19 protein-coding genes, 1 rRNA gene and 1 riboswitch are annotated in these 24,519 nt (G+C 41.3%); of the genes, 14 read left to right on the top strand and 6 right to left on the bottom strand.

The window, feature by feature from the left end:
- Positions 1-95 precede the first annotated feature (95 nt).
- The 3 genes from fabI (at position 96) to PGLA_RS19045 (ending at position 3,420) form a co-directional block, all read left to right on the top strand.
- Positions 96-866 (top strand): enoyl-ACP reductase FabI, encoded by a 771-nt coding sequence (gene fabI, locus PGLA_RS19055; RefSeq protein ID WP_068535923.1) that lies wholly within the window; start codon positions 96-98, stop codon positions 864-866.
- 232 nt (positions 867-1,098) lie between these two features.
- Entirely contained in the window at positions 1,099-1,968 is an 870-nt protein-coding gene (locus PGLA_RS19050) for an inositol monophosphatase family protein (protein ID WP_068535921.1), read from the top strand.
- 192 nt (positions 1,969-2,160) lie between these two features.
- Complete coding sequence (locus PGLA_RS19045) at positions 2,161-3,420, top strand: stalk domain-containing protein (protein WP_068535919.1); 1,260 nt, start codon at positions 2,161-2,163, stop codon at positions 3,418-3,420.
- A 102-nt stretch (positions 3,421-3,522) separates the two neighbouring features.
- Here PGLA_RS19045 and PGLA_RS19040 read toward each other — a convergent pair whose 3' ends face one another.
- Positions 3,523-4,494, bottom strand: coding sequence for a DMT family transporter (locus PGLA_RS19040; RefSeq protein WP_068535917.1), 972 nt, complete (start codon positions 4,492-4,494; stop codon positions 3,523-3,525).
- A 125-nt stretch (positions 4,495-4,619) separates the two neighbouring features.
- On the opposite strand from PGLA_RS19040, the gene PGLA_RS19035 reads away from it, so the two are divergent.
- Positions 4,620-5,981: an aminotransferase-like domain-containing protein gene (locus tag PGLA_RS19035; RefSeq protein ID WP_068535915.1), complete on the top strand. Its 1,362-nt coding sequence runs from the start codon at positions 4,620-4,622 to the stop codon at positions 5,979-5,981.
- Positions 5,982-6,100: 119 nt separating this feature from the next.
- Here PGLA_RS19035 and PGLA_RS19030 read toward each other — a convergent pair whose 3' ends face one another.
- Complete coding sequence (locus PGLA_RS19030) at positions 6,101-7,411, bottom strand: glutamate-1-semialdehyde 2,1-aminomutase (protein WP_068536021.1); 1,311 nt, start codon at positions 7,409-7,411, stop codon at positions 6,101-6,103.
- A gap of 98 nt (positions 7,412-7,509) precedes the next feature.
- Positions 7,510-8,502, bottom strand: coding sequence for an LCP family protein (locus PGLA_RS19025; protein ID WP_084411278.1), 993 nt, complete (start codon positions 8,500-8,502; stop codon positions 7,510-7,512).
- Between the two features lie 141 nt (positions 8,503-8,643).
- Here PGLA_RS19025 and bcp point away from each other — a divergent pair, with 141 nt between their 5' ends.
- From bcp to PGLA_RS19010, 3 genes are all read left to right on the top strand, one after another.
- Complete coding sequence (bcp, locus tag PGLA_RS19020; protein WP_068535913.1) at positions 8,644-9,117, top strand: thioredoxin-dependent thiol peroxidase; 474 nt, start codon at positions 8,644-8,646, stop codon at positions 9,115-9,117.
- A 164-nt stretch (positions 9,118-9,281) separates the two neighbouring features.
- Entirely contained in the window at positions 9,282-9,776 is a 495-nt protein-coding gene (locus tag PGLA_RS19015) for a MarR family winged helix-turn-helix transcriptional regulator (protein ID WP_161487957.1), read from the top strand.
- 3 nt (positions 9,777-9,779) lie between these two features.
- The gene (locus PGLA_RS19010) at positions 9,780-11,273 is read left to right on the top strand and encodes a DHA2 family efflux MFS transporter permease subunit (protein WP_068535911.1); all 1,494 of its coding nucleotides are present in this window, start codon (positions 9,780-9,782) and stop codon (positions 11,271-11,273) included.
- A 154-nt stretch (positions 11,274-11,427) separates the two neighbouring features.
- Here the strand turns inward: PGLA_RS19010 and clpP are convergent, their stop codons facing one another.
- The 3 genes from clpP to PGLA_RS18995 form a co-directional block, all read right to left on the bottom strand.
- The gene (gene clpP / locus PGLA_RS19005) at positions 11,428-12,012 is read right to left on the bottom strand and encodes an ATP-dependent Clp endopeptidase proteolytic subunit ClpP (RefSeq protein ID WP_068535909.1); all 585 of its coding nucleotides are present in this window, start codon (positions 12,010-12,012) and stop codon (positions 11,428-11,430) included.
- Between the two features lie 118 nt (positions 12,013-12,130).
- Positions 12,131-12,820: a sigma-70 family RNA polymerase sigma factor gene (locus PGLA_RS19000; protein ID WP_068535907.1), complete on the bottom strand. Its 690-nt coding sequence runs from the start codon at positions 12,818-12,820 to the stop codon at positions 12,131-12,133.
- 481 nt (positions 12,821-13,301) lie between these two features.
- Positions 13,302-13,946, bottom strand: coding sequence for a DedA family protein (locus PGLA_RS18995; RefSeq protein ID WP_068535905.1), 645 nt, complete (start codon positions 13,944-13,946; stop codon positions 13,302-13,304).
- 122 nt (positions 13,947-14,068) lie between these two features.
- Between PGLA_RS18995 and PGLA_RS18990 the strand changes: the two genes are divergently transcribed.
- The 7 genes from PGLA_RS18990 to PGLA_RS18960 all read left to right on the top strand — a co-directional run.
- Positions 14,069-15,403, top strand: coding sequence for a polysaccharide deacetylase family protein (locus PGLA_RS18990; RefSeq protein ID WP_245700155.1), 1,335 nt, complete (start codon positions 14,069-14,071; stop codon positions 15,401-15,403).
- A gap of 212 nt (positions 15,404-15,615) precedes the next feature.
- The gene (locus tag PGLA_RS18985; protein ID WP_245700153.1) at positions 15,616-16,605 is read left to right on the top strand and encodes an AAA family ATPase; all 990 of its coding nucleotides are present in this window, start codon (positions 15,616-15,618) and stop codon (positions 16,603-16,605) included.
- Positions 16,602-17,903, top strand: coding sequence for a DUF58 domain-containing protein (locus tag PGLA_RS18980; protein ID WP_068535903.1), 1,302 nt, complete (start codon positions 16,602-16,604; stop codon positions 17,901-17,903). Before PGLA_RS18985 ends, PGLA_RS18980 begins: the two co-directional genes overlap by 4 nt.
- Complete coding sequence (locus PGLA_RS18975; RefSeq protein WP_068535901.1) at positions 17,863-20,157, top strand: transglutaminase-like domain-containing protein; 2,295 nt, start codon at positions 17,863-17,865, stop codon at positions 20,155-20,157. The genes PGLA_RS18980 and PGLA_RS18975 overlap by 41 nt, the downstream gene beginning before the upstream one ends.
- A 174-nt stretch (positions 20,158-20,331) precedes the next feature.
- On the top strand, positions 20,332-21,870 hold the full coding sequence (guaA, locus tag PGLA_RS18970) for a glutamine-hydrolyzing GMP synthase (protein ID WP_068535899.1): 1,539 nt from the start codon (positions 20,332-20,334) through the stop codon (positions 21,868-21,870).
- 380 nt (positions 21,871-22,250) lie between these two features.
- A riboswitch (purine riboswitch) is annotated at positions 22,251-22,350 on the top strand.
- A gap of 118 nt (positions 22,351-22,468) precedes the next feature.
- Positions 22,469-23,869, top strand: coding sequence for an NCS2 family permease (locus PGLA_RS18965; RefSeq protein ID WP_068535897.1), 1,401 nt, complete (start codon positions 22,469-22,471; stop codon positions 23,867-23,869).
- A 532-nt stretch (positions 23,870-24,401) separates the two neighbouring features.
- A 16S ribosomal RNA gene (locus PGLA_RS18960) occupies positions 24,402-24,519 on the top strand; the annotation flags it as partial.

Below are 24,519 nucleotides of genomic sequence, written 5' to 3'. Positions count from 1 at the left end.
ACAATAAGTGAAATAGAGTATTTTTAAATATGATTATAAATACAAATATTGGAAATTATGATTACTTTGGGGTTCTTGAAGGGAGATAACGATGGATGAGTAAATTATTAGAAGGAAAAAATGTGGTTGTGATGGGTGTTGCTAATGATCGAAGCATCGCTTGGGGAATTGCTCAGAGCTTAGCAGCCGAAGGGGCGCGGCTTGCATTTACATATGAAAGTGAACGGGTAGAAGGACGTGTACGTAAATTAGCGGATACGATACCGAATTCGCTAGTTCTTCCTTGTGACGTCACAAACGATTCGGATATCGATCAACTTGCTGAGACGCTTAAAGGGGAATTTGGTGTTATTCATGGTATTGCGCATTGTATTGCTTTTGCCAAAGGTGAAGACTTGGCAGGTCAATTCTATGATACTTCTCGTGATGGTTTTGCTCTGGCTCAGGACGTTAGCGTGTATTCGCTCGTGGCTGTAGTACAACGGCTACAACCTCTTATGACAGAGGGAGGTAGTGTTGTGACACTTACTTACATGGGCTCTGTACGTGTGATGCGTAATTACAACGTAATGGGCGTGGCTAAGGCAGCTTTAGAATCTTCCGTTATGTATTTGGCGAATGATCTTGGAGAACGTAATATCCGTGTCAATGCGATTTCAGCAGGTCCTATCCGTACTTTAGCAGCTAAGGGTATTGGAGACTTTAACGCCATTCTGAAGGTTGTTGAGGAGAAAGCACCTCTGCGTCGTGGAACAGATACGGCAGAAGTAGGAGATACAGCGATGTTCTTAATGAGTCATTTATCCCGTGGTATAACGGGTGAGGTTATATATGTTGATAGTGGATTCCACATTACTGGGGTATAGACCTTCAACTAAATCGATGATGATTACGTAAGTGCTTAAGTGTGACAATATCAAAGTTCGTTCTTGATCCAAGCCCAAGATAAGGCGCGGCTAAGGACGAACTTTTTATTTGAATGCTAGAACTGATTTAGAAAAGGGCTATAATGACATCATTTAGGCGAAACTTTGAACAAGGAATGGAGTATACTTGTAAAAAGAAGATATGAATTGCTAGATTTAATATAGAAAGTAGATGATTGCTTTGAACCAAGAGGATAAAGTACCTTATGTCGTGACAAGCAAGGGCTATACTGCAGTTGCTATTAATGCAGCAGCAAAAGTTGGGGAATGGATCAAGAGTAGATTGGGTACGGTGAAAGAGTTGGACATCAAATTTACTCCTCAAGATTTAGTGACAGAAGTAGATAAAGGTGCAGAACAAATGATTCGTAAGCTAATTCTTACTCATTTCCCGGATCATGCCATTCTTGGCGAAGAGGGAGTAGAACCAGGACCGGAAGCCTCTGCTCAAGCGTTGAAGGAGTCTTTAAATGAAGAATACTTATGGATTGTAGATCCTTTAGATGGCACAACGAACTATGTGCATGGTTATCCCTTCTATGCAGTTTCGATTGCTCTTGCTCATAAAGGAGAAGTCATTGTTGGCGTCATTTATGATCCTACCAAGGATGAATTGTTTGTGGCTGAGAAAGGTAAGGGAGCTTATGTACATGGTAAAACCACAAGTGTATCAACAGAAGACACACTCGCAACAAGTCTTCTAGCAACAGGGTTTCCTGCGGATCAGAATTTTGCATTACCCATCAATATGGTAGGTCTTCAGCATATTGCTCCGAAAGTTCGTAATATCCGTTCGAATGGTTCAGCGGCTTTACACATGGCTTATGTAGCAACAGGCAGAATCAGTGGATTTTGGGAAATTGGACTGAATTCATGGGATTTAGCAGCAGGTGTTCTATTGGTTAAGGAGTCTGGAGGAACAGTGACGGATACGCTTGGTCGTCCATATGACTTAAGTGTAAGACATGTTGTGGCTAGTAATGGACATATTCATGATGAGTTGGTTGGATCTCTGAAGGAAGCGGGAGCTACCGGATTGTAGAGTAGAATCATGAATTTGTGAATGAAAACTTTAGTTCAATCTATATAGATAACGATATTTCGAATAGGATAAAGAGCAATTCTCGTAAATTTGGGGAATGCTCTTTTTTGTGTGTGATAGCAATGATAAGATGAATGAACCGAGACCTATTGGATAATAAAGGTGCCGAGTTATACAAAAGGAGTTGAAGAAATGTCTCAATTGAAAAAGTGTATTTCGGCCGCGACCGGAATAGTATTGCTATCTGCCTTATTGATCGGTTCTGTAAGTGCGTCTACAGTTGTACAGGGGCAGGAGGCTCAGGCGAAATCCTATCGGATTGTGGCACTGGGTGACTCTCTTACGGTTGGATATGAACCTAAAATGGATGTGAACAGCAAGCCTTATGGTTTCGTGGAACGATTATATGAACAAGGGCTATTTCATGGAAGAACAACCATATCCAATTATGGCATATTAGGTTTGAAGGGAGCGGGGCTAGAGCATTTCGTTGAAGCAGCGGAGAAGGGGCAACCTATTTCGGCAGATGCAATTCAGGTAGGGCTTCCTGATCCTAGAGCTGGAGAGATTGGAGCTTCCGCAGTTCAACTGAATGCCGATATTGCCTCAGCTGACCTCATTACGATTACGATTGGGGGCAATGATTTCAGACCTATTATTGAAGGTGCGCTAACCCCGGGAAGTGGCGATTTCAATTCTAGCATGGAGAACTTATTCACTTCATATATCACTTCGATGACTTCTATTATTGGTAATTTGCATGAATTGAACTCTGATGCTCTTATTGTAGTTGCAGATCAATACCAACCGATACCAGCCATTGCTAATCAGGCTACATATCCCAAGTTGATTGCAGCTTCCGAAACATTCTCAGGCGTTGTAGATAAAATGGCAGCAGGCTATCAGACTCAAGGGGTCAATGTAAAGGTCGCTCATATAGCCAAAGAATTTGTTGGTGGGGAGGGAACCATGACCCATATCATTGCAGACAGGGATATTCATCCTAATCAATATGGTTATGAGACAATAGCTAAAGTGTTCGCAGGGACGATCTGGGAGGAATATCGTAAGCCAACCACTGTTGATAATACGCTACCTATGACGATTGTCGTGAAAGGACAAGAGTTGAAGACACCGTATCAGCCTGTTCTGCGAAATGGCCAGAATTACGTTGCGATCCAGGATATTGTTAACGCTGTGGGTGCCACTTCTAAATGGGATAGTCGAACTTCCAGCGCTACAATTAGCTATGGCACACAAACGGTCATCATTAAGATAGGTTCCACAAGCGTAATGGTTAATGGTCAATCCGTGACTGTAGATACGCCAGCATTTTTAAACAAGGTAGGCAAAGAGGATAAAACGTATGTTCCTTTGGCTGTATTAGCAACAGGACTAGGATTAGATGTGGAATTTAGTCCTAAATTAAGAACAGCTTTTATTAATCCATAAGGATGAATTTTTAAAAAAACAGTAGATATCAAGGTGAAATTATCCTTGGTCTACTGTTTTTTTATTTGCTGATTCCTTTTTTAGCGGATAATAAGCGCAAGCTTATTTTTTCTGCAGGACTGCTTCAGTACTCACCGTCTGTTTTGCAGTATCCAAAGAGCTACGCTTGTTCCCCAGGAAGTTAGTGCCGAGCACACCTAGAATAATCATAATCGCTCCGATAATATGATAGTACCGTAATTGCTCGTTCAGGAATATTGCACCTGCTGCCATTGAGACAAGTGTAGAGAAATTACTGAACACGCTCATTTTGGAAGCTTCAATTCGCGATAGTGCGAAGCTTGAGAGTAATGTGGTAACCATCGTTGAGAGAATACTGAGATAAAGTAATGCACCAATATAACTGATGTCTGTTAGTGGCTGAAAGAATTCATTCAAAGTTCCATCAAAGCTATGTCTTCCTACAGCTATAATATTAAATATGATGAAGCCAACTCCGAGCGTGATGTAGGTCAGTTCCATCGGTTTAAAAGTACGAGTTAATGGTTTTGCAAGTACACTGTATCCAGCGAACGATAGTGCTGAGAGGAGTAGCAAGGACACACCTTGGAAGTTACCCGAACCTAACAGAGAACCGCCTTTCATGGCGAAGATGAAGATGACACCAGCTACGGAGACGAGTAAAGAAACTTTTTGTAGACCACTGCTCCGTTCTTTTAGGAAGTATGAAGCAAGTAATAATGTGAAGACAGGCACGGACGCCTGAATAATGCCAGCCTCAGATGAGGAGGCATTCATAAGCCCGAAAGCTTGGAAGGCGAAGAATAAGACTGGAGACAACAAAGCAAGTCGTAAAATAGGCCATAGGTCTTTCAGTTTAATTCGTACAGGCAACCAGCCGAAGATTACAGGAATACTGGCAGCAAAGAATGAAAGTGCGAATCGATGCGCAAGCACATCTAAAGGATGGGCTGCTGAGATCGTCATTTTAACAAACAAAAAAGAGAGTCCAATAATGATGGCATATAGAAATGCAGCCAGATAGGCTAGGCCATTCTCACGTGTGGTATTCATTCGTATTCCTCCAGTGTGTTGTATAAGTGAGTAACTAGTGTATTCAATATACAGGAACACTGGAATGCGCTACAATAACAACTATACCTAAGTGTACCGGTACAGAATGGGGGTGGGGGGTAACAATGAAGAAATACTCACAATTGATTCTAGCGCTTGAAGAACGGATTCAAGAGGGCGAATTCTCTCAAGGAAACAAATTGCCTTCGATTAGAAATCTGGCAGAGAGATATGGCTGTAACAAAAGCACTGTTATTCGTGCATATGAGGAGATGGAGAAGCGTCATCTCATATATTCTATCCCCCAGAGTGGATATTATGTAGTACAAAAGCAGAGTGAGTACAAAGTTAGCTCGGTTGAAGATAGTCAAAAAATGATATTGGATTTTGCATCATCTGCACCAGATAAACATGTGTTCCCGTATGTGGATTTTCAACATTGCATTAATAAAGCTATCGATGCTTATCAGGATGATTTGTTCACCTATGGGACACTTAAGGGGCTCCCCTCTCTGATCCAAGTTCTACAGAAACACTTGGACGGATATCAGGTGTTTGCCAAAAGGGATCAAATTGTAGTGACATCGGGTGTTCAGCAAGCGCTAGCTATTCTTGTCTCGATGCCTTTTCCGAGTGGTCGGGACACGATTTTAATTGAACAACCGGGTTATTTTTTGCTCATTGAAATGTTAACAACCATGAAAATCCCGGTAATAGGGATACCTAGAAATGAAGAGGGGATAGATCTGGAGAAGTTGGAGGGGATATTTGCTTCAGGAAAGATAAAGTTTTTCTATACCATGCCTCGTTTTCATAACCCTCTTGGAACATCCTTGACGATGAAGCAGAAGCAGGAAGTCGCAAGACTGGCTCATAAATATGACGTATATATTGTTGAAGATGATTATCTAGCAGATTTAGAGAGCGATTCAAAGGCAGATCCTATTTACGCTTACGCTTCTTCACCTCATGTGATTTATCTCAAAAGTTACTCTAAAATTCTCTTTCCAGGCCTGCGGGTAGGTGTTGCTGTACTACCCCCGTTATTGATCGACACATTCAGCCGATTCAAAGTGATTTTGGACATCGATACTTCAACGTTATCTCAAGCAGCACTTGAAATATATATGAAAAGCGGCATGTTCGAACGCCACCGTGAACGAATTAAGGCGTCATATAATAAAAAAATTGAGCAGCTGAACGAAGCTCTAACTATGAATTCTGATCATGAGTTATTCGCAGCTGCGCCTCAAAATCGGTGTGTCCATACCGTTATGCCCCTTCCTAGAAATCTCCCGTTTGAAACGCTGAGACATGCATTAAAGAAGCGGAACGTTATCGTGGATAGTACCGAATCGTATTATCTACCTGGAGAATATACTGAGAAAATGCTACGATTGAACGTATCTAATGTTCCAAATACCAGTATAGCTACAGGAATTGAAATCATCCGTCAGGAGATCGATCGGTTGAACATCTCACGCTGATCAAGGGGTATTGAATCCCATATATACGAAATAGCAGGTCAAGGATAAACACCTTGGCCTGCCATTTTGGTAACTCAGTCTCTTTTACAAAAGAGAGAGCCTCTTCTCAGAAGATGATACTAAAGAGCCATTTCTCGAAGTGATTCATCAGCCGCTTGAAGAGTCTGATCGATATCTTCGTCTGTATGAGCTGTTGTGAGGAACCAAGCTTCATATTTGGACGGAGCAAGATTAATTCCGCGATTCAACATATGGCGGAAGAATGAAGCAAATGCTTCACCATCGGTGTCCTGCGCTTCTTCATAGTTCGTAACAGGATGATCACAGAAATGGGTAGAGAACGAACCCCGAATTTGATTAATCGTTAGTGGAATTCCATGACGATCTGAGGACGCTTGAAGACCATCTGTAAGTTTCACGGCAAGGCGATTCATCTCTTCATATACACCTTCGCCTTGTAATACTTCCAAACATGCAATACCTGAAAGAATAGAGGCTGGGTTACCAGCCATCGTTCCAGCTTGATAAGCTGGTCCTAAAGGGGCTACTTGTTCCATAACATGCTTTCTACCCCCATAGGCACCAATGGGTAATCCTCCACCAATGATTTTACCTAGAGCTGTAAGGTCAGGTACGATAGCATCATGATTCTGTAAACCAGCAAACGTTTGAGCTGATCCATAATGGAAACGGAAAGCCGTGATCACTTCGTCATAGATAACAAGAGAGCCATTATCATGTGTCATCTTGCATAGACCCTCTAGAAATCCATCTTCGGGCATAACCATTCCAAAGTTACCAACGATAGGTTCGACCATAACTGCTGCAACATCATCACCCCAACGTTCGAGTGCAGCTTTAAGTGCTTCTAAATTATTAAAAGGTACTGTAATGACTTCTTGAGCGATACTTGCTGGGACACCGGCACTATCAGGAATACCTAGTGTTGAAGGGCCTGATCCAGCGGCTACAAGGACTAAATCTGAATGCCCATGGTAACAGCCCGCAAATTTAATAATTTTGCTGCGTTTTGTATATGCTCGAGCAACCCGAATGGTTGTCATGACAGCTTCAGTTCCCGAATTTACAAATCTGACCTTATCCATGGAAGGGATAGCATCTTTTAGCATTTTAGCTAATCGAATTTCCCATTCGGTTGGTGCTCCATACAACACACCATTCTCAGCTGCTTTAGTTATAGCCGCTGTAATATGGGGATGGGCATGTCCTGTAATGATAGGACCGTATGCCGCAAGATAGTCAATATATTGGTTATCATCGGCATCGAAGAAGTGCGCGCCTTTGGCCCGCTTCATAAAGACGGGCGCCCCGCCACCTACCGCTTTGAATGAGCGGGAAGGGCTGTTGACGCCACCAACAATATGTTGCAATGCTTCTTGGTATAAAAGTTCGGATTGAGTACGTTTCATGATCTGTTTAAACTTCCTTTCGCTATTTCGTAGGGAGCAGGAGTACACAAGTATGAATTGACCACTACCGCCGCCTACAAGTAAGATGATACGCATTATTACTCTTTCGCTGGACCGACGTTTCCTTGGTCAACTGTAGGTGTCTTAAATACATTCTGCACATACTCGTGTAATTTATCTAAGTCCTTCACTGTGATAACGGATGCTCCACCGACGTTTTCCTCTCCGAGAAGACTCATTGGAGGAACCTGCTCACTACCTGCCATCGTACTTTGATACCCGATATTAGCGAGTTTCCACATATCATTTGTAGTGAGATTAGTATCAACAAACTCACTAACGCTTTCTAAGATGGAAGGAAGCTTCATAATACTGGTTGTAGACTTCATTTTATCTGCAACTGTTTTTAGAAAGGCTCTTTGCCTCTCGGTTCGAGTGAAGTCAGATAGAGCATCATGTCGAAATCGAACATATTGTAATGCCTTATCGCCATCGAGATGTTGTTGTCCCTTTTTAAGATCAATATCATATTCGTGCTTGTCTGCTTTACTGCTATACTTCATGTCTTTTTCAACATAGAAATCAACACCACCCAAGGCGTCTACAAGTTTAATGAATCCTTGAAAGTCTGTGTATACATAATATTGAACGGGGATTCCCAGAAGATCGCCAATAGCTTTCATAGCTGTATTAGGTCCATGTGTGATAGCTGAATTGATACGGTCCTTCCTGAATTCAGGAATGCTGACATAAGTATCTCTTAGAATGGAGAAAAGATGAATTTTCTTCTGAATGGGATCTAATGTTACTACCATCATACTGTCAGAGCGAGGAATCTCCCCTTTGGTTAAACCACGACCATCTACACCCATGATGACAATACTGACTAGCTCAGTTCCTTCCCATTTGGGAGGTTCAGGTACGGCTGCTTCAACCTGTTCTAAATGACTGAATGGAGATGCGTCACCTTCTTTGTGCAATCCTTCTAGACCATTATAAATAGATGTGAAATAATATACTGCGTAACCAATCACTGCAAGTATGAGTACAGCAAGAACCCACCAGATGGTTCTTTTCGTCTTTCTCGTCATTCAAGCTTCTTCCTTTCACAACTCCGGAAATAGGTACATTTTTCGACATTGAAGGATGAGGATACATTACATTATAATTTTTTTTGCAGATACAATCAATTTAATAAGTAGAATATTGACATATAAAGGAGAAGATTGATCATGGAATCATCACAAATAGGTCAGAGTGCGCCAGCATTCACACTTATGGCTTCAAATGGAGAAATGGTATCACTAAGTGATTATCTTGGTCGTAAGGTTGTACTGTATTTCTATCCAAAGAATATGACCCCAGGCTGTACAACGGAAGCTTGTAATTTCCGAGATGCTAATTCAGATATTGAGAATCTAGGTGCAGTTATTCTCGGGATTAGTCCAGATGAGGTGAAATCGCACGGTAAATTTATTGAGCGTAATGATCTTCCGTTTCTTCTTTTATCAGATGCTGATCACCTGGTAAGTGAAATGTACGGTGTGTGGCAGCTTAAAAAAATGTATGGAAGAGAATACTTAGGTATTGTAAGATCTACGTTTCTTATTGATGAAGCGGGAGTACTAGTGAAAGAATGGCGTAAAATTAAAGTTGCTGGACACGCAGAAGATGTGTTGACGACGTTACAATTAGCAGGACAATAACTTATACAAATGTATGATGGTATATCGACTGACATGCCTATAAGGGTCAGTTGATGTGCTGCTTTATGACGTCCATTTATGAAAACGTTTTGAAAATAGCATATGTAAATTATATCTTATGTTTATATTGACATGATAATATAGTAAGGATTACAATGATTCGTATGCGAACTAATATGGATCATCATACGGAGAAAAGCGTTGAAGATATAGATATTGATTCTAAGGAACAGATTCGGGAATTGTTGCAATCCTTTAATCAAGTGAAATATTCGCTTTTTAATTTGTTACGGAAGAATGCAGATGCTTTGGGTACCACATTTATGCAATATCATGTATTACGAACACTTCATAATCATCCTGATATTAGGTTATCCGAACTGGCTGATTTAATCCTTCTTGGGAATAGTACGACAAGCGGAGTAGTAGATCGTTTGGTGAAGTCAGGTTTAGTGATTCGTAAGCGGCTAGAGAGTGATCGGAGATCAGTCACACTTCGAATAACAGATGAAGGAGATGCATTACAAGATCGAATGGAACGAGCGTATATGCAGTCGTTGTCTCCTCTGAATCAGTTATCTGATAAGGATAGACAAGATTTATTGCGGATTCAGCAGCAGGTGAATGAGATACTACAACAACAAGGAGAGATATCGTAAATTATGAATTTAGATCATATAAAAAGAGGTCCTATTATAGCTGCACTCATGATCGGGGCATTTGTAGCGTTTCTAAATCAAACGTTATTGAATGTTGCTTTACCGAGCATCATGGGTGATTTGAAGATTGATCCTTCTATAGGACAATGGTTAACGACAGGATACATGTTGGTGAACGGTGTTCTGATTCCGATCACCGCGTATCTTATATCTCGATTTACAACGAGACAGTTATTTATTTCAGCGATGGGTTTATTTACGATAGGAACATTAATTTGTGGATTGTCACCTAACTTTGGAATCTTAATGGTAGGTAGAGTAGTTCAAGCAGCTGGCGCAGGTATTATTATGCCTTTGATGACAGTCGTGTTCTTGAATATCTTCCCGATTGAGAAGCGTGGCGCAGCCATGGGTTTGATGGGAATGGCTATGATTTTAGCTCCAGCGATTGGACCGACGCTTTCAGGTTGGGTTGTAGAGAATTATGATTGGCGCGTCCTTTTCTATATTATTCTTCCGTTCTCTGCCATCTCTACTTTAATCGGTGTATTCTTCTTGAAGAATGTTACAAAAGTAACGAAACCTGCATTTGATATGTTATCTGTTGTGTTATCTACCGTTGGATTTGGTGGACTTCTATACGGATTTAGTGATGCGGGTACAGACGGTTGGGGAAGTGCAACGGTTCTTTCTTGCCTAGTGTTGGGTACACTATCATTGATCATTTTCGTATGGCGCCAAATGACTTCGAGAAGTCCGATGCTTGAGTTCAGAATCTTTAAATATAATATGTTCACTTTGACAACAATTATTAATGTGCTGATTACGATTTCCATGTTTGCAGGGATGATATTACTTCCGATCTTCCTTCAAAATATCAGACAGTTTACACCAATGGAATCAGGGTTGATGATGCTTCCAGGTGCGATTGTCATGGGGATTATGTCTCCGATTACCGGAAGAATATTCGATAAGGTAGGAGCGAGATGGTTATCGGTGATTGGTTTGCTAATTACCGTTATTACAACTTTTGAGTTTACCCGTTTATCGGATGCAACGACGTATACTCATATGATCCTTATCTATACAGTACGTATGTTTGGTATGTCCTTGATGATGATGCCTATACAGACGGCAGGGCTTAACCAATTACCACAAAGTATGAATGCTCATGGTACAGCGATGTCGAATACCCTTCGTACCATTGCTGGATCGATTGGAACGGCGGTTCTTGTTACTGTGATGACAACACAAACAAAGAGCCGTGCAGCAGAATTAGCTGTCGCGGGTGGTGTTTCTCCAACAGATAAAGAAGCGATGGCTCATATCGTTGCAGAGTCCACCATTCATGGTATTAATCAAGCATTTGTCATTGCTACAGCTTTAGCAGTTGTTGCTCTAGTATTAGCGTTTTTCATCAAAAAAACGAAACCAGCATTAGAAGTTTCACCGGATGAAGTGAAACAAATGAAGGGTGAGCTTAAGCAAGCTCACTAAATGGTGAAGAGTGAAGCCAGAAATAGCTAAATGAATAGGAACCCGAAAGATGAACACTTTTATTTTTTTGAAAAGGTGCCTATCTTTCGGGTTTTTTTGCGAAAAAAATCCAACATCTTAGAAATATAAGAAGTTGGATTGTTGATCATTTACATTACAGGGGTGAACACACGACTTCATCCACAATCCCATAGGACTTGGCTTCTTCAGCTGATAAGAAGTAGTCTCTTTCCATGTCCATGGTGACCTTCTCTAAGGACTGACCGGTTTTTTCAGCAAATAAACGATTTAGTTGGTCCTTTATTTTCAGAATACGACGTGCGGATATTTCAATGTCTGTCGCTTGGCCTTGTGCTCCACCCAAAGGTTGATGAATCATAATTTCACTGTGTTGTAGTGCAAGACGTTTACCTTTATGACCAGCCAACAGTAGTAGTGAAGCGGCTGAAGCAGCAAGCCCTGTGCAAATGGTTCTGACATTCGGTTTGATAAATTGCATCGTATCATACACTGCAAAAGCAGCAGTAACAGATCCTCCAGGGCTATTAATATACAGAGAAATATCTTTGTCCGGATCATCTGCTGCTAGAAAAAGAAGCTGTGCGACTATGTTGTTAGCCGTAGCATCGTTAATCTCCGATCCTAGAAATACGATGCGATCTTTCAGCAAACGGGAATAAATATCATAAGACCTCTCTCCTTGAGAGGTTTGTTCAACAACATAAGGTATAATACTCATTTTTGGATCCTCCTAAAATTTTTGCGTAGCAAAAATACTTCGTAAGCATTGGTATTAAAGTTTTTCGAAGAAAAACTAACTTCGAAAGCATAAGCTTAATTTTTTACGAAACAAAAATTTATGCAGCCATATTGATTTTCGGTAAGGTTTGAAGCATCATGCAGACTGGTAAACGGGATTCTTTGTGAACATGTTTTTGTGAAGTTGTTTTACCAATTGCAATAATGAGCTCTTCGAGAAATGCGGGGTTCTCATATTTAACCGCTTGAAGTAGCCGACTTTTAAACCAATCCTGGGGAATATTGAGCCAGTGATGACTAAAGTCTCCGGTATGGTCTTGGGATTTCTGGCGAGCACGATACAAGAGTGCTTTAACTGCTGTTTCCTTGATCTGTAATGTATTTGCGATCTCAGACAATGAATATAGGAAAGCTTCCTTCATAACGAACGCTAACAGCTGCTTGGGCGTTAATTTCTCAATTAGCTGATCCAACGCTTCTTGAAGATCCTCTGATTTCTTGTCTTCATGACCACATTCATCCACGGGACCAAGCTGTAACTTAGACTTTTTGCGCACTTCGTCAATCCAAGAATTACGCGCAATGGTACGAAGTAAGGGCATGGTGATATTCGGTTCGCTTTTAGACGCATAGTAGGATAAGGTCTTAGCGAATGTCTCCTGTGTTAAATCGTCGGCGTCCCAACGATTATTGGTGATAGAGAGACAGTGTTGTTGCAATATTGAATATAGATCTTCACATTGTTTCTTTAGTTCAGTTTGTGTTTCCGTTTTTGTGTGGATTAACATGTTAATCACTCCTTCAAGGCCTATGGTTATATAACGTATGAAGAGGGTTGAAAGATACGCCCTCGATTTAATTAAAATTATCACCCGATGATACTTTATGGATATTTCCATAATCAGTATCTACAGAAAATAATAGATCTTGCAGAGAAAAAGAGTGATTTCTTTGTGTTGTTGTGTAGTGGGTGAGAAGAGTTGATAATTTTTGCTTAAAGTAGTGCAAAGGACGGAACGATTTCGAAAAAGCGTAAGCGGTCGCCTATAAGCTTTCCGTAGGAAAGCTACTTCGAAGGCAGATGCTTGGTCTTTCGAATTTCAACCACCGCGCGGTTTCAATCCAGAAATTTGGAGACCTCAGCGATTGAAGGAACGGTCCGTTCTCGGAGCGTCCGCTCACACCATCTATTTTGCTCCTACAGAAAGAGGGTGCCCCTAGCCATTTCATCAATGACTTTTGGGACGCCCTCTTTAGGATATGTAAATTTCATGATGATCGTTTAACTTTTTTCTTGCTTGATTTAGTAAACATAGACAACACTCTTTTACGGAAACGATAGGCTATGAATATAAGTGCGATAATAGTGATTCCCGCAACGATCCATAGAGAATACATTTCTGCCAAGTGGAATACAACTTGCCATTGTGGGCCGAATATTTTGCCGAGACTGATAAAGAGAATAACCCAGAACAGCGCCCCGCTATAGGCATACAAGGCAAACCTACGAAAGGGGAGAGCGTTTATACCAGAGAAGTAACCCGTGAAATGTCGAACACCCGGAATAAAGTAGCCAATGAAAATAAGATTTTGTCCATACTTACCGAACCATTTACGTGTTTTGGTAAGTTTGCGTGGAGATAGAAATATCCATTTGCCAAATCGATTCACGAAGGGGAGACCAGCCTTGAGCCCAATGAAATAAGTAATCGTCATACCAATCGTTGTACCGAGAAAGCCCATAATGATAAGCCATCCGAAATGTAGTGAACCTAAATAAGAAAGATAACCAGCATAGGCCATTGTGGTTTCTCCAGGAAAGGGGAGAGCAATGAACTCCAATAACAGACCTACAAACAATACTAAATAACCGTATTCCTCGAATAGAAGTTGAATCCAACGTAGTACTTCCATTTTGATCACTCTCCAGATATAGCTATCGTAAAAAACAATTCAAACTCTAGTCTTTTTTCGTAACCCCCACCATATAATCTATCAGAAAAGTTGAATTCATAGAAACGGTGGAGGTAAATTTTATGATTAAATCATTTTTTATCATCAATACACAAAAATTTGTACTCGTACTTATGATGTTGTTACTTGCTGTATTGATGTTCCCTGAACAGGGAAAGCACAATGTTAACCAACTATTTGATATTAAGTCTACCCAATCGATATCGACAATCTCAAAGGGCGTATCTACACCTATGCGAGATATGAATCTTCTAAACTATCAAGCGACGAGTTCACCTACATTAGAGTTATTGTCTTCAACAAAATCTCAAGCTGAAACCTTACTCCCACAGAAGACAGTGTATCTTACTTTTGACGATGGACCAAGTAAACTGACAGACGAAGTCCTCGATATATTAAAAGGGTTCAATATACATGCTACCTTCTTCGTATTAGGTGAGCAAGTAAAACGTTTTCCTGAATTAGTGACTAGAGCTGTGGAAGAGGGACATGCTCTAGGTAATCACTCGTATAATCATAATTATGAAGAACTATATAAAGGATTCTCCCCATTCTGGAGTCAGATCAAACAGACTGAGGAAACGATTCGTTCCGTTACGGGCTTACATACTTCCTTAGTAAGGGCTCCGGGAGGAACAGCAGGACATTTTGACGATACTTATTTCACTTTATTGAAAGAAGGTGGGTATCAGGTTGTCGATTGGAATGTAGATAGTGGTGACTCCAAGCGTCGAGGTGTGCCGGCAAGAGATATTATCAAAGATGCGACTACGAATATCAATAACGATCAGGTTGTAGTGCTAATGCATGATGGCAATGGACATGAAGAGACTGTAAAGGCACTTCCCGAGATTATTTCTTATTATAAAGATAAAGGGTACAAATTCGATGTTCTAACTCCGGAGCTACCTAAGCTTGAATCCTTCCAGTTCAAAGTGACTAAGAGTGCGAGAGCCCTACAACGCCCGCAACCTAATGAAGAATGGATTGCTACAAATGTGCTTCCTAATGCTGCGCTTTTCACTCATGGTAAACGATTAGTAATGGAAATAGGTAGGCTGGAGACAGACTTTAAACATGGTGAATATCGTATCTTCGAAGGAAGGATAATGGTTCCTCTACGGACAATGATGGATAAAATGGACGTCAGTGTGAAGTGGGATGTCAAGAATAAGCTAGCTGTTATAGATATGGGATTAAACTCCCTTCAGATTAGTGTAGCTACAGGAGATTGGACCAGCAATAAGAAAGAAACAGCTTCACAGACAAAGAACGTGCCTGTCCAGATGAAAGGGAATACGCTCTGGGTCCCACTTCGTGAAATTCTAAGTGCAACAGGACATGATCCTATTTCGATCAACGTGAACGAGGAAGAATGGAGAATCAGAGCTTTATGAAATCATCTATATAGACTGAACAACTCATAATCATGATTTTCTGTAGAAAGGATTGAACTTTTTGAAAACGCAAACGTTAGTTCAATCGATCTAGCGAATAATTAGTGTCATTCTATGAAAATATAATATCAGATGTCTACTTCTCTTCTTTCATGGAAATAATAGTTGATAGATTTAAACAGAATCAATCCATGAGGAGAAGAGAGGTAATCATGTTGTCTACTCCATCGATGAATCACAAAGAATTAGCACCCGAATTACTAGATAGAATGATCTCACGCGTGAGTACAGTTATGGTTGGCAAAGAATCTGAGATTCGTCTTGTACTGATGTCTATGTTAAGTGGTGGGCATGTCCTTCTTGAAGATGTACCGGGTGTAGGTAAAACGATGCTCGTTCGAGCTATTGCTGCCTGTATGGGAGGATCGTTTGGTCGTATTCAATTCACTTACGATCTTATGCCTTCTGATATTACGGGTATTTCCGTATACCATCCACATACTGGGCATTTTGAATTCAGAGCAGGACCCATTATGTCCAATGTCGTATTGGCGGATGAGATTAATCGTGCCTCTCCACGCACGCAATCAGCGCTGTTGGAAGCGATGGAAGAGCAGAAGGTGACTGTTGATGGTAAGACGTATCCATTACCACGTCCATTTCTTTTGTTGGCGACTCAGAATCCGCTTCAATTCGAAGGTACTTATAAGTTGCCCGAAGCACAACTTGATCGTTTCCTGATACGACTTAGTCTAGGTTATCCAAGCCCAGAGCAGGAAATTGATTTATTATCACGTATGCAAATGAACCACCCATTGGATCGAGTGAGACCTGTAATGATGGCTGAAGAAATGGAAGTTATGCAGCGAGAAGTGAAGAATGTGTTTGTGGATGATTCCATTAAACAATTACTTGTATCTGTTGCTGATGAATCACGACGTCATCCTAGACTAAGGCTTGGCATCAGTCCGCGTGGAACGTTAGCTTGGATGGTAGCCTCGCAAGCGGCAGCTTATATGAATGGAAGAATGTACGTCACACCAGATGATGTTAAAGAAACCGCAGCTGCTGTGCTTTCCCATCGCATTGTAGTTCATGCGCGGAGCCTAATGGAAGGTATCTCTGGTGAAGAACTTGTGCTGGAACTAATGTCTAGAATCAACGTGCCTCCGTATCGAAGCCGGAAAGGGAGCAGATCATGAGGGCCAGGATACGGGAATGGTTGATTGCAGCCGCATGGCTAGGTGCACTCATTTCATTGTATATGTGGAATGGAGGGACCTCTGTATGGTTTCTAATGATGCTTACTGCAATCTTTATGTTAGGTGGCCTTGCTCTGCAATGGTTTGGTGCTCATCATATTGAGATTAAGAGGACAGCTAATCCCCTCCAGCTTACAGCTGGTAAAGAAGTTGAAGTAGAGGTGTATATTGAATTTCGGTCTGTACTTCCCCTTCCTTGGATGAGTATCACGGATTATTTCACAGAAGGAAGCTACAATAAATTGTGGTTTCCTGGGTGGCGTCGTTCATATACCTATAAGTATTATTTACAGAACCTCCCTCGGGGGATCACGACTTATCAAGTCTGCCATGTGGAGTGGGGTGGGCTGTTTCATTGTTTCAAGAATAGTTATTTACTGCCTTGTGAAGAAGACATCATCGTGCTCCCGATACCTGCAACCATCTCCTTAGAACATGGATGGACAAGTCAGGATGTTAGAGAAGGGGAGCAAGTGGAGCAGCAGCAACGACCTACCGGTATCTGGGGGTTAGAGGTTCGCGACTATTACGCGGGTGATCCATTGAGCCGAGTTCATTGGAAAAGCTCGGCTCGGCGGGGGAGATTACAGACTCGCCTCTTAGAGGAATTAGAAGATCATGAGTTATGTATTATTCTGGATCATAATCCGCAGAGCTATACAATAATAGATTCTGAAGTAGGGAGCCTCAAGAACGCTACGCGAGAGTTATTCGAAGGGGCTGTTTCCGCCGCAGCGGGTTTACTTCAGAATGCATTAGATGAGGGTGTACATGTGGAGTTGATGAGCGGAGAGGGTGACCTAAAGACGCCCATTGGTTCTCCCTCGCCCCTTACTACCCTTGCCATCATTGAGCCGAATGGAACAAAGAGAATCTCCGAAGTGATGGAGGATATGGATCAGTTACTGCCAGGAACAAGAGTTGCTGTCATTACAGGTGGGTTACATGGTGAACTTACCAAAGCGGTAGCAAGTCTTCAACGTAAAGGGCTGATGGTGGATATATACTCTGTCTTCTCAAGTAGTTCATTATCTAATAAATCTAATAAAAATGGTGAGGACGTAGAACTACGAACAAGACAAGATGCGATTGCCAACTCTCTTCAATCTATAGGAGCAAGATTGTTCAGATTAAACATAGATTCTTCAAGTGCAAAGAGAGCAATAGATAGCGTCTCAGGTAAGGAGGTGAAGAGTTATGACGGTTCCTATACAGAACGCAGAAATCGCTATGTATAGTCCAATCGGACTTGCTTCTCCTAGAACAGAAGACGCTCTTCCTAAATCTAGACGAGCAGATACACTCCTGTATCGGTGTTTATTGTCCTGCCCTATTATGGGATTGTTTGTGGAATGGTTGTATCCACTCTCTAGCGGATATTTAAGTTTAAGTAGTTCATTAATAGAAGTGTTGTATGGACTAACGGCATTACTGTTACTCGTAGGGATGTTTCGATCAAAGATGTGGATATCCATCCCCTTGCATCTATTTCTAACCATGGGGGCATGGGCATTCTTAACGGGAAGAGATAGAGGGTTAGATTGGTTTGTTGCATATCGGGCGATTATTCAGCATGATATCACAATGGTTATGCAGGAATGGAGCCTTTCGGTAGTTGGACCAGAGACACGTACGCTGATCCTTATGATGGGATGGAGTCTACTTGTGTCAACGGTACAATCTTTGGCTCTTTATCGTGGGAGTATAGGGCTCTTCGCAGCGGCAACTTTAGTCTATTTACTCTGCCTAGAAACGCTACTTGGATTAGACGTATATCCAGATATAGTTCGTACTGCTCTATTGCTTGTTATTCTTCAAGGGGGCATCTCGTTATCTAGACTCCTTGAACGATCTTCATCTTCTTATGGACTAAGTAATCGCCACTATAGTTTTTGGTTTGTGATCGTTTGTGTGATAGGTACAACAGCTGTTGGTATAGCTTGGATGGGTGGCAAAGTAATCTCTGTTAAGCCTGCGCAGCAGATCAGTGTTCAAGCAGCAGTGGAGAAGTTCAAGGATTGGTCGGGATTAGAGCTTAATCAGCAGGACTCTCGGTCAGCGGTCACTGGGTATGGTGCAGGAGCGGAGGAGTTGGGCATACCTCTTCAACTCACGAGTAAGATAGAATTCGTAGCGGAATCACCAGTTTCGTCTTATTGGCGTGGGGAAACCTTTGGGTATTATGATGGTCGACGTTGGGCGGAACCACAGGCTTATTTCAATGCCGTTGATATGAAAGCTAGCTTGCAGAATGATTCATCCGTGAAAGAGGATAGTGAGGTGAAGCTCGCTATTCAGACTATAAAATTTAATCAACCTATGCCTGGTGAAATCCCTCTCTTTAGTGGAGGGGGTGCGAAGCAAGTTACGAATATTTCCACAATGAACGGAGAAAGCTCGGTGTATCTGTTACACGATGAAATAGCGGATACGCTTAAATATCCAGGCACCGTAAGCTCTAGTCCTGTAAAAAGTTATCAAGTTGAAGTTGCTATTCCATCGATAAACGCTGATTTATTGCGTAAGGCTTCAGGTACTGATCCTGAGTCTATTTCAAAACGATATTTGCAGTTGCCTGAACAACTTCCTTTACGTATTAAGGAACTAGGTGTCCAAATGACATCTAATACCATTAATCGCTATGATGCGGTACGGGCAGTGCAGACCTTTTTGCAGAACAACTATAAATATTCTCTTAACACAAGCGTTCCTCCAGCCAATCAGGACTTCGTTGACAACTTTTTATTCCAGACGAAACTGGGATACTGTAACCATTTCTCTACATCTATGGTGGTTCTTCTTCGAACTCAAGGAATTCCATCTCGCTTGGTAAAAGGATACGCACCAGGAACACTAGAAAATGGTAGCACTACGACATATGTTGTCAAATCCAGTAATGCGCATTCTTGGGTAGAGGTGTTTTTTCCTGAAATGGGATGGATTCCTTTTGATCCAACACCAGGGTTCTCGAGCCTTCAAGAGAAATCAGAGTCTGTTCCGGTAGCCACACCAATAGGGGATAATAAGGGCTCTCTTGAGAATTTTATTACCGACCGTATGGATAAGATCGTAGGGACTGTTTCGAAGATACGAATAGCGGCAGGTGAAGCGGGGTATTTTATCCCAGGAATGATATTTGTGACGATACTTATCATAGCTGCGATTACGAGCATTTGGAAAAGTCGTCGGTACTTTCGTCTGTGGAGATTACGTCATATAACAAGGAGCGCCTTTCCTCAAAAGGAACAATTGTTGCAGGCCGCTCTTGTCATATGGGACGAGGTGGATAGGCGTTTTGGCTCGATTCCGAAGGGATTTACCTTAAGAGAATATGTCCATTCACTCACGATTACGGATGAGAATCTACATCAGGAATTAGTTCGATTTGTGGAACAATGGGAAAGCATCGCTTACGATAAAACACTCCTAAATCGTGTCCAAAGTATATCTTTTTTGCAACGATGCGAAGCGCTAGCTCATTCACTGTCATAACTATATAGATTGAACTAAAGACGAAACCCCATATTCATGAACTTCTTTAGAAATGATTGAAATGGAGAGCGCAAACTTTAGTTCAATCTATATAACTAGTTCTAACTTTCTTGACGGTATGATTTACGTTTGCGTATAATTAGCAATAACAATTAAGGGAGGCACGACAACACAATGAGTAAACCTAACGAAATCATCGTAGTCCTTGACTTTGGAGGACAATATAATCAATTGATAGCACGCCGCATTCGCGACTTGGGTGTATATAGCGAATTGTTGCCATACAACACACCAGCCGAGAAAATTAAGGAACTTTCCCCTAAAGGAATTGTGTTCTCTGGAGGACCATCCAGTGTTTATGCAGAAAATGCACCACATGTAGATCCTGCGATTTATGATCTGAACCTTCCAATATTAGGTATTTGCTACGGGATGCAGCTTATGGCGCATCAACTGAACGGAAAAGTAGAGCGTTCTTCTAAACGAGAATACGGTAAGGCTGATTTACAATTTAACAATCAGACTACACTTCTCAAAGGTCTAGAGTTGAATCAGACAGTATGGATGAGCCATGGAGACCACGTGGTGGAGCTTCCGACTGGATTCGTTCTGAATGCAGGTACGGAATCTGCACCGATTGCTGCGATGAGTAATGTTGAGAAGCAACTGTACGCAGTACAGTTCCATCCAGAAGTTCAGCACTCAGTGAACGGTAACGAGATGATTCGTAACTTCCTTTATGAAATCTGCCAATGTGAAGGCAATTGGACGATGGAATCATTTGTTGAGGATAAAGTTCGCGAAATTCGTGAGCTTGTTGGAACAGATAACGTATTGTGTGCACTCAGCGGAGGTGTAGATTCTTCCGTTGTGGCTAGATTGATCCATAGAGCTATTGGTGACCAGTTAACGTGTATGTTCATTGATCATGGACTATTACGTAAGGGTGAAGCTGAGAGCGTAATGGAGACTTTCGTAGGTAAATTCGATATGAAAGTTGTTAAAATCGATGCCCGCGATCGATTTATGTCCAAGCTTGCTGGTGTAGATGATCCTGAACAGAAACGTAAAATTATCGGGAATGAATTCATCTATGTATTTGAAGAAGAATCAGGTCAATTCGATGAGTTTAAATATTTGGCTCAAGGAACGCTTTATACGGACATCGTAGAGAGTGGAACAGCTACAGCTCAAACGATCAAATCACATCATAATGTGGGTGGACTTCCTGAAGACATGAAGTTCAAATTGATTGAACCTTTGAATACATTATTTAAAGATGAAGTTCGTAAAGTCGGTGAAGAATGTGGATTGCCTCCTGAAATCGTATGGCGTCAACCGTTCCCAGGACCGGGTCTTGCGATTCGTGTATTGGGTGAAGTGACGGAAGAGAAGCTAACGATTGTACGGGATTCGGATTATATTCTACGTGAAGAAATCGCGAAAGCGGGATTAGATCGTGAAATTTGGCAGTACTTTACCGCTCTTCCTAATATGAAGAGTGTAGGAGTAATGGGCGATGCTCGTACGTATTCTTACACTGTCGGTATCCGTGCGGTAACTTCCATCGATGGAATGACTGCGGACTGGGCACGTATCCCTTGGGATGTGCTGGAGAAAATCTCCGTTCGTATCGTAAATGAAGTGGATAATGTTAACCGTATCGTCTATGACGTTACCTCTAAGCCACCTGCAACGATTGAGTGGGAGTAATTATAGAATAAGAACAAGACAAAGAAGAGCAACCCGTTATGTTAATGGGATTTGCTCTTTTTTTTGTGAGGAAGGATGATTCGATAATCCTTGTTGGGTTTGGATGAAGATGAATGATCGATTCAAACCGTTTCGGTTCGCTCTCTAGTGAAGGGTACTCCAAAGTGATGAGTAACATGACGGTGTAGAGTTTCTCCTTTTCACGAATGAAAGCGAATATTTTGTCCCAAAAGTACGATGGTTAGTAAATAGGATATCCGTCATATGAGAATAATAGAAAAAAACACATTAAACAATTAATTCACGAACAATGATAAAAAAAGAATGTATAATGTACGGATATATCATTGACAAGGTATGTTTCTTCGACATAAAATGATAAAGCACAACAACACATATTTCGTATAATTCCGAGGATTGGCTTGGAAGTCTCTACGAGGTCACCATAATGACCTGGCTACGATTATAAAAGAAACCCACGTTTGCAATAGCTTTTGGGCTATTAACATACGGGTTGTTCTCTTATTTTTTCGGGCTGGAGTCACTATGACTCCAGCTTTTTGTTGCTGTCAAACATATTTAAGGGGGAAGTATTCTAATGAATCGGTTTTTTAAACTGAAACAGAATGGTACTACAGTACGCACAGAGATTATGGCTGGTTTGACTACATTTATGGCAATGGCTTATATCTTGTCTGTCAATCCGAACACGCTAACGGCTTTTGGCCAAATAGACATGGGATGGTATTCTGTATTTTTGGCTACTGCACTAGCGGCAGGGATTTTTACAATTGCAATGGGCTTGTTTATTAATTTCCCAGTTGCTTTGGCGCCTGGTATGGGTTTGAATGCTTATTTCGCTTCTGTTGTATTGTCTTCAGCATCGACAGATCATCCGTTCACTTGGCAAATGGGCTTAACCGCGGTATTTGTCTCTGGTTTGATCTTTATTCTATTGACGATTACTCATATACGACAAATGTTACTTGAAGCTATTCCAGATAGCTTAAAACATGCAATTACAGTCGGTATTGGTTTGTTCATCACCGTACTAGGTTTGAAGAACAGTGGACTGATGACAATCGGTGTTGAAGCTGGTAAGGATATTCCAGCACATACATTTACAGATGTGCTAGGATTCGAAACAGTGATTCATCTTGGTAGCCTTACGAATACAGATGTTCAATTAGCACTTGTTGGTGTGATTCTAATCGCTATTTTGATGGTGCTTCGTGTTAAAGGTGCAATTTTGTTTGGTATCCTCGGGACAACGCTTGTAGCCATCATGATGGGTGCAGTAAATTTCAGTTCCTTGCAGAGCAATGATATTCATTGGGTTCCTGACTTCACCCAGTTGAACTTTATGTCCTTTGATTGGGAAGGCATTATGCACACAGGTCTTATCTCTGCGATCGTGACGTTTACCTTTGTAGAATTGTTTGATACGTTCGGTACATTGGTTGGTACGGCTCAACGTGCTGGTATTATGAAAGATCCGGTAGAAGGTAAGAAACGTGTAGGTAAAGCAATGTTTGTAGATGCAGTTGCTGTAACAGGTGGAGCTATGCTTGGTACTTCCACAACAACAGCATTTGTTGAAAGTGCAGCAGGAGTAGCTGAAGGCGGGCGTACAGGTCTTACCGCTGTAACAACAGGTGTATGTTTCTTGTTAGCCTTGTTCCTTGCTCCAGTTGTAGCATTGATTCCAGGATCGGCTACTGCGGCGGCGCTGATTATCGTTGGTGTTCTTATGGTACAATCCATTAAAGAAATCGACTTTCAGGATATGGTCGTGGCGATTCCGGCTTTCTTGACTATTACAATGATGCCTTTCACTTACAATATTGCTAACGGGATTTCGTTCGGTATTGTTACTTATGTTATTCTGGCTACTTTCGGTAACCTTGTAGAGAAGAAGAAATATAACATTCACTGGATGATGTGGGTGTTGGCATTTCTGATCATTCTACGTTATGTATTCCTCGGTAGCGCAGGATAAGAAATTACTTTTCGGGAAATTACAAAGATAGCATGGCCATGTGGCCATGCTATCTTTTTGTTCAAATATGTATTGGGGGTATAGAGCTATGAGAATCTTCTATAGAAGATAAAATCGTGTATAAATTTATACTGAATGAGGAGATTCTAATTTCTATAAACATTTTATTAAAAAAGACTTGCATTCATTTTACCGCCGTGATATATTATTAGTCCGGCCAACAAATAAGTGTTTTGTTGAATCGGCAAGCCAATATCGAATGAAACTTAAATCGAAAAAAAGCTTGCGTAAACGAACCGGACATGATATAATATAAAAGTTGTCACCGAGACAGACTGGTAACGACAAAGCGAAATCATTGGTCTTTGAAAACTGAACAACGAGTGAGTAGATTTCACGAAAGTGAAATCAAAACAAATGAGAAATCATTTGATAGAGAAAGAAATTTCTCGTCAGTTTGTTTTAAATGAGCATAATCGCTCTTTTCATAGATTGTTCCAAATCGCTGCAAAGCTGATTTGAAACGATCTACTATATGGAGAGTTTGATCCTGGCTCAGGACGAACGCTGGCGGCATGCCTAATACATGCAAGTCGAGCGGAGTTGTTTTGGAAGCTTGCTTCCAAAACAACTTAGCGGCGGACGGGTGA

Source organism: Paenibacillus glacialis, from assembly GCF_001637205.1.
GTDB lineage: Bacteria > Bacillota > Bacilli > Paenibacillales > Paenibacillaceae > Paenibacillus_AQ > Paenibacillus_AQ glacialis.
This window is presented reverse-complemented; position numbering and strand designations above follow the sequence as displayed.

What these genes read in the sequence shown, in the direction of transcription:
- PGLA_RS19040 (WP_068535917.1), bottom strand. Translation starts at nt 4,494, where the DNA reads ATGAATACCACACGTGAGAATGGCCTAGCCTATCTGGCTGCATTTCTA.
- PGLA_RS19045 (WP_068535919.1), top strand. Translation starts at nt 2,161, where the DNA reads ATGTCTCAATTGAAAAAGTGTATTTCGGCCGCGACCGGAATAGTATTG.
- clpP (WP_068535909.1), bottom strand. Translation starts at nt 12,012, where the DNA reads ATGAGTATTATACCTTATGTTGTTGAACAAACCTCTCAAGGAGAGAGG.
- PGLA_RS18985 (WP_245700153.1), top strand. Translation starts at nt 15,616, where the DNA reads ATGTTGTCTACTCCATCGATGAATCACAAAGAATTAGCACCCGAATTA.
- guaA (WP_068535899.1), top strand. Translation starts at nt 20,332, where the DNA reads ATGAGTAAACCTAACGAAATCATCGTAGTCCTTGACTTTGGAGGACAA.
- PGLA_RS19025 (WP_084411278.1), bottom strand. Translation starts at nt 8,502, where the DNA reads ATGACGAGAAAGACGAAAAGAACCATCTGGTGGGTTCTTGCTGTACTC.
- PGLA_RS18975 (WP_068535901.1), top strand. Translation starts at nt 17,863, where the DNA reads ATGACGGTTCCTATACAGAACGCAGAAATCGCTATGTATAGTCCAATC.
- fabI (WP_068535923.1), top strand. Translation starts at nt 96, where the DNA reads ATGAGTAAATTATTAGAAGGAAAAAATGTGGTTGTGATGGGTGTTGCT.
- PGLA_RS18990 (WP_245700155.1), top strand. Translation starts at nt 14,069, where the DNA reads ATGATTAAATCATTTTTTATCATCAATACACAAAAATTTGTACTCGTA.
- PGLA_RS19050 (WP_068535921.1), top strand. Translation starts at nt 1,099, where the DNA reads ATGATTGCTTTGAACCAAGAGGATAAAGTACCTTATGTCGTGACAAGC.
- PGLA_RS18995 (WP_068535905.1), bottom strand. Translation starts at nt 13,946, where the DNA reads ATGGAAGTACTACGTTGGATTCAACTTCTATTCGAGGAATACGGTTAT.
- PGLA_RS19015 (WP_161487957.1), top strand. Translation starts at nt 9,282, where the DNA reads ATGCGAACTAATATGGATCATCATACGGAGAAAAGCGTTGAAGATATA.
- PGLA_RS19030 (WP_068536021.1), bottom strand. Translation starts at nt 7,411, where the DNA reads ATGAAACGTACTCAATCCGAACTTTTATACCAAGAAGCATTGCAACAT.
- PGLA_RS18980 (WP_068535903.1), top strand. Translation starts at nt 16,602, where the DNA reads ATGAGGGCCAGGATACGGGAATGGTTGATTGCAGCCGCATGGCTAGGT.
- PGLA_RS18965 (WP_068535897.1), top strand. Translation starts at nt 22,469, where the DNA reads ATGAATCGGTTTTTTAAACTGAAACAGAATGGTACTACAGTACGCACA.
- bcp (WP_068535913.1), top strand. Translation starts at nt 8,644, where the DNA reads ATGGAATCATCACAAATAGGTCAGAGTGCGCCAGCATTCACACTTATG.
- PGLA_RS19035 (WP_068535915.1), top strand. Translation starts at nt 4,620, where the DNA reads ATGAAGAAATACTCACAATTGATTCTAGCGCTTGAAGAACGGATTCAA.
- PGLA_RS19010 (WP_068535911.1), top strand. Translation starts at nt 9,780, where the DNA reads ATGAATTTAGATCATATAAAAAGAGGTCCTATTATAGCTGCACTCATG.
- PGLA_RS19000 (WP_068535907.1), bottom strand. Translation starts at nt 12,820, where the DNA reads ATGTTAATCCACACAAAAACGGAAACACAAACTGAACTAAAGAAACAA.